This is a genomic window from Paenibacillus sp. J22P169 (assembly GCF_059691995.1).
The window spans coordinates 382,511-398,292 of the sequence record NZ_JCAUAO010000002.1 but is presented as its reverse complement, the minus strand read 5'-3'; the positions used below and the strand labels follow the sequence as shown (position 1 = coordinate 398,292).

At 42.9% G+C, this 15,782-nt stretch carries 14 protein-coding genes; 2 read left to right on the top strand and 12 right to left on the bottom strand.

What is annotated here, in order from left to right; all coding sequences use genetic code 11:
• Positions 1-83: 83 nt before the first annotated feature.
• From AC58QG_RS16205 to AC58QG_RS16180, 6 genes are all read right to left on the bottom strand, one after another.
• Positions 84-728, bottom strand: a complete 645-nt coding sequence (locus tag AC58QG_RS16205) for a stalk domain-containing protein (RefSeq protein WP_497363151.1) — start codon at positions 726-728, stop codon at positions 84-86.
• Positions 729-981: 253 nt separating this feature from the next.
• On the bottom strand, positions 982-1,215 hold the full coding sequence (locus AC58QG_RS16200) for a hypothetical protein (RefSeq protein WP_497363150.1): 234 nt from the start codon (positions 1,213-1,215) through the stop codon (positions 982-984).
• Between the two features lie 157 nt (positions 1,216-1,372).
• On the bottom strand, positions 1,373-1,669 hold the full coding sequence (locus AC58QG_RS16195) for a hypothetical protein (RefSeq protein WP_497363149.1): 297 nt from the start codon (positions 1,667-1,669) through the stop codon (positions 1,373-1,375).
• A gap of 411 nt (positions 1,670-2,080) precedes the next feature.
• Positions 2,081-3,205, bottom strand: a complete 1,125-nt coding sequence (locus AC58QG_RS16190) for a Ger(x)C family spore germination protein (protein WP_497363148.1) — start codon at positions 3,203-3,205, stop codon at positions 2,081-2,083.
• Positions 3,202-4,302, bottom strand: a complete 1,101-nt coding sequence (locus AC58QG_RS16185; protein ID WP_497363147.1) for a GerAB/ArcD/ProY family transporter — start codon at positions 4,300-4,302, stop codon at positions 3,202-3,204. Before AC58QG_RS16185 ends, AC58QG_RS16190 begins: the two co-directional genes overlap by 4 nt.
• Complete coding sequence (locus AC58QG_RS16180; protein WP_497363146.1) at positions 4,299-5,822, bottom strand: spore germination protein; 1,524 nt, start codon at positions 5,820-5,822, stop codon at positions 4,299-4,301. The genes AC58QG_RS16185 and AC58QG_RS16180 overlap by 4 nt, the downstream gene beginning before the upstream one ends.
• Positions 5,823-5,971: 149 nt before the next feature.
• Here AC58QG_RS16180 and AC58QG_RS16175 point away from each other — a divergent pair, with 149 nt between their 5' ends.
• Positions 5,972-6,730 (top strand): alpha/beta fold hydrolase, encoded by a 759-nt coding sequence (locus tag AC58QG_RS16175; protein WP_497363145.1) that lies wholly within the window; start codon positions 5,972-5,974, stop codon positions 6,728-6,730.
• 4 nt (positions 6,731-6,734) lie between these two features.
• Positions 6,735-7,319, top strand: a complete 585-nt coding sequence (locus tag AC58QG_RS16170; protein ID WP_497363144.1) for a TetR/AcrR family transcriptional regulator — start codon at positions 6,735-6,737, stop codon at positions 7,317-7,319.
• 96 nt (positions 7,320-7,415) lie between these two features.
• On the opposite strand, the gene AC58QG_RS16165 is transcribed toward AC58QG_RS16170, so the two are convergent.
• From AC58QG_RS16165 to AC58QG_RS16140, 6 genes are all read right to left on the bottom strand, one after another.
• Positions 7,416-8,864, bottom strand: coding sequence for a serine hydrolase domain-containing protein (locus tag AC58QG_RS16165; RefSeq protein WP_497363143.1), 1,449 nt, complete (start codon positions 8,862-8,864; stop codon positions 7,416-7,418).
• 76 nt (positions 8,865-8,940) lie between these two features.
• Positions 8,941-12,486, bottom strand: coding sequence for an InlB B-repeat-containing protein (locus tag AC58QG_RS16160; protein WP_497363142.1), 3,546 nt, complete (start codon positions 12,484-12,486; stop codon positions 8,941-8,943).
• A 402-nt stretch (positions 12,487-12,888) separates the two neighbouring features.
• The gene (locus AC58QG_RS16155) at positions 12,889-13,524 is read right to left on the bottom strand and encodes a 2OG-Fe(II) oxygenase (protein WP_497363141.1); all 636 of its coding nucleotides are present in this window, start codon (positions 13,522-13,524) and stop codon (positions 12,889-12,891) included.
• A 301-nt stretch (positions 13,525-13,825) separates the two neighbouring features.
• Complete coding sequence (locus AC58QG_RS16150; protein ID WP_497363140.1) at positions 13,826-14,395, bottom strand: 50S ribosomal protein L25; 570 nt, start codon at positions 14,393-14,395, stop codon at positions 13,826-13,828.
• A 98-nt stretch (positions 14,396-14,493) separates the two neighbouring features.
• Complete coding sequence (locus tag AC58QG_RS16145) at positions 14,494-15,435, bottom strand: DUF1861 family protein (protein WP_497363139.1); 942 nt, start codon at positions 15,433-15,435, stop codon at positions 14,494-14,496.
• Entirely contained in the window at positions 15,416-15,700 is a 285-nt protein-coding gene (locus AC58QG_RS16140; protein ID WP_497363138.1) for a helix-turn-helix domain-containing protein, read from the bottom strand. Before AC58QG_RS16140 ends, AC58QG_RS16145 begins: the two co-directional genes overlap by 20 nt.
• Between the last annotated feature and the right edge of the window lie 82 nt (positions 15,701-15,782).

Here is a 15,782-nt window from a genome sequence, read left to right as displayed (position 1 = left end):
GTGGAGTGATAGTGACAAGTAAAAATAGAAAGGTTACCCTAGGCCGTATACAGCAAAGGATAACCTTTTTTTGTAAGATTTGATTACTTCATCGGTTGAATTGGATTGCTCTTCAAGATGTCTTCTACTTCTTGGTAGCCATCAGAGTAGGCAAAGTTATAGCGTGCCGGAAGTGCGAACACGTATTTGTCATTGCGCGTCAGTTCGCTTGGGCCGATAGGCGCTGCGCCGATATGGAACTTATCCTGCTGAAGCTCGTTCCATTGGTCGACAGTAAAGATGAAAATAGGGATATCCTGTCTAGGCTGTTCAGCGGTCCATTTGGGATGGCGGATGCTGAGGCTCGCGCCGCTGACCTTATCGCCTTGCGCATCCCCTACAGAGTGACCCTCCCATTTGTCCGTTACGGTCGTGTACCCTTTCCAACTGTCCGGCAGCGTGAAACGGAAGCCATATTGGGTATTCTCATAGACGGTTTGGCCTACTTGACCCGTTTGTCCCGTAATACTAATCTCCCGTTTGTCCCCATCCCACTTTACATCAGCTCCAAGTGACTCAGAAACAACCCTCAAAGGAACATAACTGGATCCATCTACGATCTGCAAATCAGCATTGATTATTTTCCCGTTAATAAATAATTTAATATCCGATGCCGCATAAGCCCCGACAGTAATAGATGCTGCTATAATACCAGTAAGTCCAAGCGCAATTAATAATTTCTTCTTCAAGTAAATTCCTCCTCATTTTGTATAGATGTTAAAAGAAAGGGCAATACTATTGTCCATGATATCTTCATGTTCTTTGATTGATCAATGCCTTTTGAATTCGGCTTCCAGCATCGTCTTGGCAGTTTTTCACCTCCATCTCTCGTTCCTTGTAGCCCTTTACAAACAGATTTTAGTCTCATATGCCCGTAAATTCAAGTGGATATTTCTTCTAACTGTTAAAAAAATCCCCGCATTACGGGGATCTCTAGAAGCGCTAATTTTTCACCAACTTTATATAATCAAAAGCTAACATATATCCGCTGCTGCTTGCATTACTGCCAGACACCTTAAACCGGAACTGTTTGTTCCCAGTAGTACTAAATGTCACTGTACCTAGATTTGATTCCCTGAATCCACTCGCGCTCGCATATTGATCTATTGTCGTCCCCAGGTTCACTCCATCAATGGCCAACTGGTAAATGCCTTTATTGGCTACAGTCCGATCCATCGGATACACCGTGTATGTCCCTGTTTGTGCAATGTTGACGGTATACTCGACGTAGTCATTTACCGCATTTAATGTTGCACTGTTGTAAACGCCGGCGCTTGCAGCGTATTATTGAATAGACTTGTACCTTGTATTACGGCTGCCTGCGTCATAATTTTCAATCGTTTATAGGATGCCGTAATGTCCGCAGGGTCTGTTGTACTATTGAAGCATTTTTATCCATATTCGTCCAGTAGGTTTGCGCTTCCGTTACGATGGACGCCGTCCTACTCGCAATATCTGTATCTAACGTGTTGAATGAATTCCCTCCCGTCAATGTATCTCTCCATTTTAGCAGCATCGAATCGTACTCATCGGCATGAACAACTGTAGGCAGTGTGAAAAATAATGAGGATAAAAGCAATACTGCTGCCAACAATATGCAGCCTAATCGGTTTACACGCATAGTAACCAATTGTTATCCCTCCATCATTTCAATGTTAGAATTCAACTCCTAGCCCTTTCATCGAAAATGTACGCGCTTTCAATACTTCAATTAGCCTCCTCTCTTTTGCTCAAAATAGGATTACCTAAAAATTTTAGCATGAAAAGTGAAGCCATCGAATGACTGTATCTTTACAGAGTACGTCTTATTCTTGAAAGTTTATGATAGGAACAAAAAGACGGCTCCATATGGAACCGTCTTGACTCGATCAACGGAAAGTGGCAGGTCCGTCATCAGAATTGCTCTTCGTCGTTCCTTCTTACACTAACCTGCCCGTTAGTTCAATAATCAAAAATAGAATCTGCCGTGAAGCAGACAGGTTTATTCACTTTTTTCTGATGTTATCAGCGTTGCTAAATATGGTTAGTCCCTATATCCCCCCTACTTGGTCGCTCCCGCTTGCTTGAGCTCTACTTTCGGTGTGATCGTTACTTTCGACTTGGCAAAAGCCGCAGCCCACTCGTTTTGCACTTTTTTCCACGCTGAATATTGATAAGCCCTGACATACAGCCCAAAGCCGAAAGGATCAACCTCGTTTTCCTGGCATTTCGCGACTAAATCCGAAAACTCTTGCTGGAGCTCAGAAGTGATCGCCTTCTCCAATTGCTTCTGTTGTTTGGCGATGTCGAGTTCAAAGTCGCGAGAGGTTAGATCGACAGCCATCTTTAAATCAACGTCAAATGCAAATCCACTTTGATCATCTAATCTCGACTTGATTTTCATTTTAATTTTCTTAACGTTTATGGTAATAATGTGATCGGGAGGATCGTTCGGCTCAAACGTTTCGGCGACAGGGATGGAGAGCGAGATGTCTCCCTTGGCTTCCTTTTGCAGGATCAACAATAAGGAGCTCTCTTGCAAACCGACTGAGGTGGCGTACGATCCATCGTCATGCAGTAACCCCGTACCTGTCACTCGAATCTGCTCTTTATCCATCTTCACGTTGGAAATCGAAGGCGTTGTGCCCTTCTCTTCCATTTGCCAAGATAAATTCTGCAGTGTGGTCGATGTGGTAATAATACGATGACTGGCGGTATCGATTAACTTTCTCATATGCAGGGAAAGTCGAGGTTTATCTCTCGGTTTACTATCGAAGATCTCACCGATCGGCCCATCCACGAGGATCATTCGCGAGGTTACGGTTGATTTGGGATCACGAATAAGTACATCGAGTAACTGAAACCAATCCTCCCTTTGTTGAAGAAGACGCTTACCAAGAAGAATCGTTTGAATTTTGCCTCCTATGGTCAGCCCTGTCGCAATCGAGTCGAATTTCGTACGCGATTCACGTATGGAGGTTACCTTGACTCCGAGGGACTCTGATTTTTCCTTCGCTTCCTTATAAAATACAGGACTTTGCTGAAAGATGATTAGATTATTTTTCTCATCCAAATCCAAGCCCAACATCAGGGTCAGCGAAGAATCCTCTAAAGCCATTTGGTCGTAGCACCCCGTAGTAGTCAAAAGACATGCAACGATGACTAGCCCCGTAACTACGCGTTTCATAGCGAAGCCCCCTTTCGCAGCCTTCTGAATAGGGTTGTGTACAGCCACAAAAACCAAGGAAATATAAAAGCAAATAGGATCCCTGCATTTCCTGACCACTCTTGGAACTTCTGGCCATTGCTATATCCCGGAGCGTAGAAAAAGGAAGCAATCAGCAAACATAGCACATAGAACCTTACATAGGGACGATGATCTTGTTTGCCTAGAATCCGGCTAGACCCCAGTGAGGCGAAATACAAAGCAAAGATCCACACTCTTGAAAGAATAAAAAGATAGCCCACAATCCATATCACTTCAAATCGCTCCATAAAACGAAATTCAATCGTTTTTAATAACCGAAGCGGAGGCCAGTTGTAATGTGTGATGCCATCCGGCGGAAAATAAACAAAACAAACGAGCACCGCCATGACATAAATGAACAACGTCAACGTATTGGCAATAAAGACTCCCTTCATCGCTTGTTCTTTGTGTTTCAAAAAGGGATATAGGATAAAAAGAGTTTCGAAGCCCTGAAAGGAAAGAGAGGTTGCTTTCCCCCCTTGAAGGATAGGCATCCAACCCTCTTTTAAAATAGGCAACAAATTTAGCCACACACTCTCTCTCAAGGCATACATAAACAATGGAAGCAACCATAAAGATCCCCAGAACGTTAATTCAGCATATCTAGCTAAGATACGGAGATGGTTTTTGGCAATCGTATATATCGGAATGCATACTACAAGCGCGAGTAAGTAATTGGGTGTCTTCGGTAGTAACGTTTGCTTGACTACGGCAAGTGCTGCGAAGGTACTCGAGAAAAAAGCCAATAGAAAATAACCGACCACCAAGAGGTTTAACAGTCGCCCGAGCCACTTTCCAAAGTACCTCGGAAGCAAGTCATACAGCGTGTCCTTCGGATGGTGCTTCATGATTTGAATGATAACGACACTTAAGATGACCGTAATCGCCCAGCCGATAAAAAGCGAAATCCACCCATCCGTTCCAGCGACCTTGGCCAAATCCGCAGGTAGGGTAAGGATACCAACGCCTAATTGCGCACCATGAATCATGAAAATAAACTGCATCAGCGTAATATCATTCAATGCATACCTTTTCATTCACCATCACCTTTGGGCGGATTTGACGCTTGTCGTTTTAACTGCGTAGGCCTTGCGGTAAGAGGACGTTTATCCATTTTCCAGAGCGGGAGACGAATGAACGTATCTTTCCAATCTGCAAAACGGACAGGACTAATGGGACTAAAATAAGGTGTTCCCAACGATTCCAATGCGATTAAGTGCCCGATGAGCACCATCGTGCCAATCCCAACGCCCATAAGCCCGAAGAATGAGGCTAGCAGCATCATCGGAAAACGAATTAAGCGAACGGTGGCGGACATATCACTGTTTGGAATAATATAGGATGATAGACCCGTCAGAGAAACGACGATAACCATAATATTACTAACAATTCCTGCCTGAACCGTCGCCTGACCGATAACAATGGCTCCTAATATACCAACGGTTTGACCTATAGGAGATGGCAGACGAATGCCCGCTTCTTTCAACATTTCCAATGTGAACTCCATGATCAGAGCCTCCAGAAGTGGAGAAAAGGGAACGTTAGCCCTAGATTCCCCAACAGACAGCAACAACTGCAAGGGAATGACTTCGATATTAAAGGAAATAACGGAGATGTAAATGGCAGGTAATAGAATGGCGACAAAGAAGGCGCTGTAGCGCATCAACCGCATGAACGATGCGACTTGCCATCCCATCGAATAATCATCGATGTTTTGAAAAAAGTTCACGAAAGAAGCTGGGCCCATCAGGACACCTGGTGACCCATCAAGTACGACAGCGACTCTTCCCTCGAGGATATGCATAGCGACGACATCAGGCCTCTCCGATGTAAGAAACTGCGGAAAAGGTGAATAGGGATTATCCTCAATCAACTCCTCTAATTCCCCCACGCCGATAACAGAATCAATATGTAATTGTCGAATCCGATCTTCGAATTCTTGAAGAATTTCTGGCTCAGTGACATCTTCCAAATAGATCAGGCTAGCTTTTACCTTTCCCCTGTGACCTACCTCGATTTCTTTCACTTTCAATTCCGGGTTCGGAATGAGCGTTCTAATTAAAGCAACATTGGTGCTTCCTGTTTCAATAAAGCCTTGACGCGCGCCTTTGATCGACATTTCTGATTTGGGATCTTGGATATCCCTTTGTGGCAATTTGCTCGTATTCAGTACTTCTACGGCCACTTTGCCTTCCTCGAACAACACACTTTGACCTTGTAGAATCGCTTGTTTAACTGCGGACCAATCATCTGCCTGAGAAACGTTGCCAATCGTGATGAGCTGTCGAATCGGCGTATTCCCTACTCCCTCATGCATCAGCGGATGGAGGACATTGTTATGAATCATATCCCTATCAGATAGCAGATCCAAATAGACGAGGATAGCTAATGTACCAGAGGACTTGATCTGAAACTCACGAACGATGAGCTCAGGGATTTCATCTTGCATGTTCTGAAGCATTGTGCGCGTATCTGCGACATCAGCTTGAATTGGCATCTTATCTTGCAAATTGGAACCCATTGTGATCCCTACTTTTTCACTATTACTCAATAGCATGCGAAATAAATTGAATTTTATTCCAAAAATGCCTAATTAGTTTCAACAAAAACGTGTTCCTCCTCTAAGGAAGCCATTGACAGACAATGGTTTTTTGTCATATTATTTAATTGACTGATTCAGTCAATCAAAAAAGGAGGTCGAAAAAAATGTCAACCTCAAAGGATTTTCCCAATAAACAAGGCTTGTTTCAGCAGCGCGAGGTCCTATCGAGTGACCGAACACGAATTGGATACAGATCGATCGGCGAGGGCCCTGGGATTATACTTGTTCATGCTGCATTAAGGGATTCTAATGATTATACTCGCTTAGCCATTGCCCTCTCTCACTCCTTTAGCGTTCACCTCATGGATCGAAGAGGCAGGGGCTTGAGTGGACCTCAGGGTCCAGAGTATGCTATGAATAAAGAGTGCGAAGACGTTCAGGCCATCCGGGAAGCGACAGGCGCCGACTATTTGATTGGACACAGTTATGGTGGGCTTGTCTCGCTGGAGCTGGCCAGAATGGATGCTTCTATCACCAAAGTAGCTTTGTATGAACCTGGCGTGCTGATTAATCCGATGGACGACGCGTGGATGCACCGTTACGAGCAGGCGATGCTAAAGAATGATCGACTTGGCGCATTTGCACATTTCGTGAGAGGGATGGGCCATACCCCCTTAACTCGGCTCCCCTATTGGTATGCCAAACTCATCTTGAGCAGAACCCATGCAGATGTGCTGTTGATTCAAGGCGGCAAGAGCTCAGATTCTACGCAAGAAATGATGAAAGAATTAAACCGAACAATTGCCCAATCGACAATGGAAACCGTAAACAATCTGGACCATTTTGGTCCAGAGAATGACGGCGGGCCTGACCAGATAGTGAACCTGCTCACCAACTTTTTTCTTATTCCCGAAGGAGTTTGAATACATGCCGCGCTTAAAAGAAGACCAACTTCAGAAAATTTACGAAGAACGCAAACAGCAGATTACGTCGGCTGCAGTCAAAATTTTTGCCCAGCGCGGCCTTTCAGGTACGAAAATTAGCATGATAACCGCAGAAGCAGGCGTGAGCCATGGGCTATTCTACCATTATTTTAAAACGAAGGAAGATCTTTTTACCTCCCTGGTCCGGGAAGCGGTTGAAACATCGATTACGGAAATCGATAATTTGAGCCAATTGATGGGATCTCCGATCGAAAAAATTAAAATCCTAACTCAAGGCATGCTCGATGAGAGCGGAGCTCCATATTTTATGCTGCTCCATCGGGCACGGAATTTTGAAGAGGTACCTGAAGAAGTCAGTCAGCTGATTCAAAAATACCCGGTAGATGTCTACGTCAAACGTTTGCTGCCCTTGTTTGAGGAAGGACAGCAAAGAGGAGAAGTCGCGGATGGGGATCCGGAGGAATTAATTGCAAGCTACCTTACAATCCTTTCCGGTGTGATGGTTTTAGGCAAAGGATATGTGACTCCCCAAGTGGATTGGCTGTTGAGATTTGTTGCAAAGAGATGATTGAAAATGGATCAGGTCATCCTCGTGGGGATGACCTGAAAGACTTGACGACCCTCTTTCAAGCAAAGTTGCCGTCATCATCGATTGCGGATCCTACTACATTTTCACTCCACTGGCAAAGCCGGAATATTCATCTAAAAAGCGCTCTGCAAACTTTTTCATTACAATTGTAACGGTATCGTTTTTAAAACAAAGCGTAATTCTGACATGTACAAAAACCTCATCTATCATCATTGGATTTATATATAAGGTATGTTCATCTTTCCATGCAGCTGCTGTTATACAATCATAATCGTAGACAGGAAACTTTTGGGCAATTGCTTTTCCAAAGCCGAAAGCGATCTGATGCTTGCCCTCAGGATTCTCAAATTCCAAGACCCCCTCTTCTTCATGGAAAACTATTCGTAATTTCGTTATGTTCATTGGATTAACCGCTAATTGATACGTATTTCCGTTAATGCTTTTTGTAACTGGAGAAGATAACTGTCCTTCCGGAAGCAAAATAGAAAGATTGCTTGTTTTCTCGCACAATTCCCTATATGATTTTTCGTCTGGCTTCAATGGGTTGTCAGAAAGATGCGGATATAGGTCATCCCAGATCGTATTAAAAATGGTTTGTATGCCATCTGGATTCGGTTGCGTGTCTGCCGTAGTAACAATGAGCAGATCCTTGTCCGGCAAACAGACAGCAAGCTGCCCCCCCATCCCCTGGAAAGAAAATCCATTATTGCGAGTTCTCCAAAACTGATAACCATAACCCTGCTGATTATCAATAAAATTGAAAATTGAATTTGTGCTATCGATTTGGTAAGAGGTTGCAGCTTTCATATAGTCCGCAGGAATTAACTGTTTGCCGTCAAATTTTCCCTCCTGCATGCAAGTTAATGCAAATTTAGCTAGATCACGCGAGGTACAAAAAATGGCTGACCCACCGTTGGAGACCCCCAAAGGGGTTTTTAAACAGTAAGCATCTTCCGAAAAACCGATTGGCGTAAGCACGCGAGGATGCATATATGCTAACAAAGACATCCCGCTAACTTTCTCTACAATTGCTGTAAGCGTAACTGTCGCGGATGTATCGTACGAAAAAACGGTGCCTGGCAGATGCGTCGGTGGAACCGTAAAAAATGTCCTCACCCAGTCATCATCATTAACTTGCTTGAAAGTCGTCTTGTCATGGGCTGATGCCATCATCAGCAGATCGCGAATCGTCATCTTTTCTATATAAGGATGTACGCCCTCAGGGGGAAGCTTTTCAGGGAAAAATGTACTAACACGATCATCCAGAGACAGAAGTCCTTCTCCTTCCATTAAACCGATTGCAACTGAAACAAAGCTCTTACTTGTAGAATACATACGATGTTTTTTGTCAGCGGTAAAAGGTTTCCAGTAGCCTTCCGCTACTATTTTTCCCGAACGTAATACGATAAAGCTGTGCATACACAAATGGTTCACTTCTAAGCGTTTAATAAAATGAAGTATGGAAGATGATGGAATGCCCTCTTCTTCCGGGATACCAGTCGGCAATACATTCTTTTCTGTCATGAATTACACACCTTTCTTATCCGATTCTATCGATAATAAAATAACCCCCCTGATAGGCAGGGGGATATATCTTTATCTACTTGCTCGGTTTTATCTCAACTGTGTCGCTTCTTATTGTAACTGTTTTATCTGTATATTCGATATACGCATAATAGGTCTCTCCGTTTGTAAGTCCCTTGATGTGTGCGCCTTTGGCGTTGAAATTTACATTGCTGTATGCGGTGAAAGGTCCCATTTTGCTGTTTGCTATAAACACCTTATACCCCTTGCCGTTCGCTGAAACAATGTCAAAATTCACATCGCTTTGCCCATTGCCCGGCGACACACTTGTAATAGCTAGTTTCCATTTTGCGTAAAGAACGGTATCTGCTTCGACTGCTTTGCTGAAATCAAACTTGCGCGCAAACGTTTCGTCGTACCAACCTACAAAGATATAATTTTCTCTTGTCGGCGCCGGAGGAGGGGTAACCGTTTCGCCGAGCGACGATCCGTTTGCATGAACCGTCACCGTTTCATCAGATGTAACACCGTCATTGTAGTTATAGGTTAGACTATAGCTCGCATCATAGGCACCTTCCGTTACATAAACCGAAATCGGCAGCGAAAGACCACCATTCAATTTAACAAAGAAAGCTCCTTTTCCTTTTGCTGGTTGACCTGTTAATACACTAGCTTTTGAATTAGCAAAGTCAGCAAGACCTTTTGTTATTGTTGTTCCAAATTGACCGCCTAAGAAATTTTTACCGATTTTCTTAGGGGCGCCTGTTATATTGAGTACCAAGTCGACACCCTCAGTAATAACGCCCTTGGTTTTCCCTTCTGAATTAGTAACGGTAAACCAATCATAATCTCTGTTCTTCACCAAATCATACGCTGTTCCGGTCGGAATACCGGCCGTTTTTATAATGACTTGTTGAGTCGTATTCCCTGTAAGGTTAAGCTGATACTTGCTACCAACTGACCTTAAAGCGATTGGTCTGGTAGGAAGGATCACATCTTTACCGCTTTCTATAGCGCCAATATCAGGTGCAGCGCCTGTGTAGTCGGCCGCGGTTACAAAATTAGGAATCGTTGTGCCCTTATCAAAGCCAAGACTGCTGCTTGTTTGGCTAAAATCACCTTCATCTCTGTTAGTGAATGTTGCCTTTTTGCTGTTATCAGCAGCTATTGCTGTGACAGGGTTTCCGGTTTTGGCCCCGGTTATCCCATGAGGCTCAACAATAGGCGGAGGTCCACCCGTAGTACTGTAGACATTAGGGGTTACCCCGGTTCCGTTAAACAAGTCATAATCGTAACTGGCTCCCGGATAATTAAACATATGTTTAATCGTAATTTCGTATTGGCCACTAAGTACCGGACTATCTATGGATTCCATGATATTATTCCTTTGATACACTCTGTATATTTGAGCGTCTTTTCGGGTGATATGACCCATTGAACTAAGGATAGTATTGTTAAACAGATAGTTAACACCCATACCCTTAGAAACCGCTTCATTAAGAGTTGTTCCGTACTTGGTTACTCCTGCAATCAATCCCCATTCGTCACCCAAGTTTTCTATAAGATTTCTATAGATATACACGGGACCAACATAATTCGAATCCATGCCGATGCCGCCAGAAACCCCTTCTATTTTGTTGTTGTAAAACCTTAAGTTCATATCCGCGCCTTCTAATTCCATGCTGTCAGCTTGCGCATACGCCAAATAATTGCCGTATACGTCGGAGTCTGTCCCAATACCGCCGTTTTTATCGCCATTTACAAAAGTTTCAATGCCAGCGTTAAACCGGTGATCGTCGCTTCCGACAATGTCATTGTATCGAATAACGTTGCCTTGTCCACCTCTTGCATACATGCCGCTTACACCTTGCGGATGCTTTTCGTTCCAGTTAGGCCAAAAATCTCTGCCTCCGCCCCCGTTCCAGGCATTGCTACTTGTTTTTGGGTCATGAATATAGTTTTTTTCAATGACAAGATTGCTTACGTCGCTTATAAAAATACCGGAGTCATTGTTAACAGGCGTGGCGTTGGCAGTATAAAGTTGCCCTGTACGCAAGTCAACAGCCAGGTTTGGATCAGCATTTGCGACGATCTTTTGCAGACCTAAGTATTGGGTTGTTGGTCTTCCGAAATTGGAAATATCATTATTGATAATTCGGATGTGGTGACTTGAACTGAGAATAGCTAGCCCGCTTCTCTTGCCTCCACGGATAATCAAGTTTTCCAAAATCACATATTCGGACTGCGCGATCACTACCGCTGACCAAAATTCATCGGTTACATCGATAACGGTTTTTCCGTCTCCAATGATACGGATATATCCGTTTTCTGTCCCTCTTAACCCTTGAACCGAAAGCGGTTTTCCTGGCTCATATATGGACGCGATAGGTATATCTCTAGCAATGGGGACGTCTTCTTTCCATGTTCTTATTGTTTTAGTGTAGGTTGAATTGTCCTTAAGAACTTTAACTTGCACTTCATATACGGTGTCGGATTCAAGACCGACGATAGAGCCTCTGAACTGCTTGTTAGGCGAATCCCATGCCAGTGTAAGGCCATCTTCCCATGTCGCAGCTCCTACTTTTCTGAAATGCACCTCATTTGCAGGGTCAGAGACAACCTGTATTGTGGTGGCGGCAGGTGTTGTCGCAATCTTATATGGAATCGTATCTCCGGAAGTGTATCTATCATAATTGAGATACATGCTTATATTATTGAACGTAGTTCTTAACAGCAAATCATTTCCTGTATTGGGTATGGGTGTTCCAGAACCAACTTGGGCTTTCGAGGTAATTGTGGTTTTAAATTCCTTATCCGGCCTGCCGTCTGAGTAGTGAATTCTCACTCTAATGATTTCGTCAGTGCCTTGTCCGCCGGCCAAATAATTAATACCACCTTCAAAGGCACCTGTTGCCGCGTTATAACCAGGCTTAGGCTGTATAACCCAAGCGTATCCGGTATTTCTCGGTTCTGGCACATTACCATTTACATAGTTTTCCGGACCCGCTGACTTCCGCCATACGGTTACTTCAGCGTTCGGATCACCGCTCGGAATACTATAATATCCGTCTCTCGAAACTCCCACGGCTGTGATATCACCTGGTCCTGCTACCGGCAAAGCGGCATCAGCGGCAATATGCCGGTTTTCATCATATACAACTTTTGCCGTATTACTCAAGGCATCCCATGTGTAGGTTGCTCCAAACGCATACATTAGCGTATCCAAGGGGATGAAACTTCTAACGCTCTCTTTAAAGGGCATTTCGGTCGTAACCGTTGAGCCGTCTTTTAATGTTACTTTATCGCTACCGTATCTAGCTGTCATTTCGTAATAATCATTTCTTAAAACAAATTCTTTACCATCGATAGACTCATAGAATACCGAATACAGATAATGAGCTATTGCCTCAGCAGACACCCATATTTTACCGTCAATAAACTTAGGAGGCACATCGGATTTCAAGTTTTTACCGTTCACCGTTATCTGGATAGGCGATGTCGGTTCTTGAATCTCAACAGGCTCATGCGCATATGCCGTCATTATTGAATAAGGAAAAACAAGTGAAATTAATAATGCAACAATTAGTGAAAATCTCATACTTGGTTTTATTTTGAATGCCATTTTAGTAAAAACCTCCTTTTGTGATTTGCTAATTAAAATCATAAAAAGAATACGCTTTCGTAATTGAATTCGTAAAATTACCAGTCATCTCACCGTTACAAAATTTGCAACTCTAACTCTATACCCCCTCCCATGTACATGTACTTGGATGTGTGTGTTCGATTCCATTTTAGCGTCATACTAACCTGTTGTCTTTGCCCTGCGTTGTGTTTTAATGTTGTTGTATTGCGATACGTTTAGAGGAGGTCGTCCTACTGACACTCAATAAGGATTTTCGACTTCATACCGAAACGGTCCAAATTTTAGAAGGTTTAAACTATCCTCCCGGTAACGCAACAAAGGACTGCAACGTTGCAGCCCTTGTGATATTTAACTATCGTTTTCATGGATGAATTTCGTCCTTTACATGTTGCGATGTCTTTGTCTTCTCATCCACTGGGTCGCTACCCATTTTTCCCCGATTGCGACGGGATTTCCTGCATGTAATGTTAGTTCATTTAAGTGGTTATCGTCATAAAAGTATTCAAAATAGACGGCACTGCCTTTTTTCGGCGTTACTGCAAAACGAAGCGAAGGGAAATACGTTTCTCCGCCTTCTTCCACGTCATTTAAATACATCACCAGTGTGCTGATGCGATTGTTTACAACATTTTCGGATGTAAAATAGTCGAAATGAGGTTGATACTGTTCCCCAGCTTTATAATGTAAAATTTGCAGCGGTTCAGCATGTGCGATCGGTATATTCATCAGTTCAGAAACTCTGGTCTCAATTTTTTGAATCAATTCATTTTCGCTTTCCTCAAAAAACATGTTGCTGCTTGTTCTAATATTGCTTACTAGGCGAGATTTGCCGATTTTAGCTCGCTGCATTCTGGTATTAGCTAAGTCAATCAAAGCATCACATTCTGTGTAGCTTAATACATTGTCCAAAATTAAAATAAGCGGTTCATCCATTTTGCCGACAATATGAATCTCTTTATCCTTAGTAATAATTTTGTTTCCAAATGAATTGAAAATCGTCTGCTCTATAATGGCCATCGTTGTATCCTCCATTATTGATTACTGAGGAAGTAATCTACATTATATCAGTCGATTTAAACGGTTCTTCGTGGAATCAGATGTTCCTCATATAATATATGAATTATTCAATTGCATTTTTTTTAGAACAAACAAGCTTATTCTATTAAATATTCTATTAAATATATCATTTCCCCATCATACAGTACTCCGACAATAGGATTTATCCATGGCAAGGTAAGAAACCCAAAAATCCCCTTACAGCAGGAAGTATATAAGCTCATGAACTTAAATACTCTCCGCCGTAAGGGGATGATTTTTTCTAGGCTGTTGCTTCGACTTCCTCATGCACGTTTTTGATTTGAATCATAACTGTATTCGCATCCGTCAACACTTCAATGCCATCCTTGAAGATCAGGTCGGAAACGAGAAGCTTGTCGCCAGTATCAAGGCCACTGATATCCACTTCCATGGAAGTCGGCAAATCACCAGGCATACAACGCACTTCTACTTCATAGATTTCGATCTGCAGAACCCCACCGGATTTAACTCCGATTGCCTCTCCAGAGAATTGGATAGTAACTTTGCTGTCCATAATTTCAGTCATGTTCACATGATGAAAGTCGATATGCAGCAGATTGCCCGACATCGCATCCTTTTGGACGCTCTGAACAATGATCGGAATTACTTTCTCATCGAATGTATTGCCTTGCAGAATAGCTCGTGGATTTTTTTTCAAAATATCCAGCATTTCTTTTTCATTTACTTCTACAGACAAAGTATCTTTACCAATCCCATACAACACAGCTGGGATGCGCCCCTGTTTTCTTGCTTGATTCATGTGGGACTTTGTTTCACCAGTGCGCTTGTTCAATTGAATAAATTTACTCATTTGTTTGTTTCCTGCTCTCTTTGACCATAAATTCTTGTCACACAAATTATAACATGACCATAAAATCTAGTCAAACTTAATTAAGTACCAACTTGTTCCTATTCATACTCCATAAATGGATCAGGGATCTCAATTTGATAAGCCTCAGCATCACTAACGCCAACAGAAAGGACTGCTCGGCCATTGCCAGACCTTATAAGCCCACCGCTAAAAATTACATCCTCTAGATCTGGCCGCTTGCCAGGACCTCTTGGAAAATCACTTCTTGTCGCAATAATTTTCATGGGTGTTTTCTCACAAGTCTCAGGGTTTATCGAAAAGACCATGGAATAATAATGCTTGTTTCCTACGGTATCAAAGCAGGCTATATGTCCCAGAACGCCCACATGGCCATTCCCCAGTAAATGTGCCTCGTTCGCACCGCCCCATTCTTCGGAAACGAATTGCTCTCTAAGAATTTCTGCATTGATGAAGGTTTGCTCATTGAGCTCCTCCAGCGAGTTGATGATCGTAAATCCAATTTGCCCTCTTCCGCCTCTTGCTCCTTGCGGTCTAGTAAATACACCTACTCTACCGTCGGTAAGCTCAACTAGTCGAATATCCTTCATCGTACCGGGTCCAGATGAGAAGTGACATAATGCATCTATTTGAAACCCACGATAAAATTGAGTAACCCACGACACAATCTTACTTGGATTATCGACAGCCGTAATGACTTCAACCCCGCCAACTATTAGCTCACCTTTGATGATGGTCATACATGGATCCTGTAAGTTATAAGTGTGTGTATGTATTCGGGGACTCCAAATCTGATTCTTGCATGTAAAAAAGAAGACTTGAGAGAACTCACTATCCCGTTCCTCAACTCTTCCTAAGATGACTTCCTCCCCGTCGTACTGAAACGGAGCAGTTATATTGTATACATCGCGATTTCCAACCCCGGAGAACACTAGTTTCTGCACCTTTGTTACTCGAGGGTTTTCATAAAACGTTTCCAAAAGCTGTTTACAGCTCTCCGTTTTAATCGATTTCCTTGTCATTGACGTCCTCCTGATAATCCATCGATGCATCTATCGTCCAACCACTTTCCTCATCCATTTCGATGCCAATGAGCTGCCCAGGCTGGACATTAAAATACAGACAAAGCTTTAGTAATAAATCCCTAGGATACTGTACCATCTCATCCTTATACATACGACGAACGGAGTCAAAGTGGTAGTTAATCTCTTTAGCGAGCCTACGTATCGATAATTTAGGATCGTGATTTTCCATCACTTCTTTTAGTTTACTGCGTATGACTGACACACATACACCTCCCCCATAAATATACAGGGGATGCATTGGAGAGTCAATAAATTGACAAGAAAAAATGGTCATGTTATAGTGG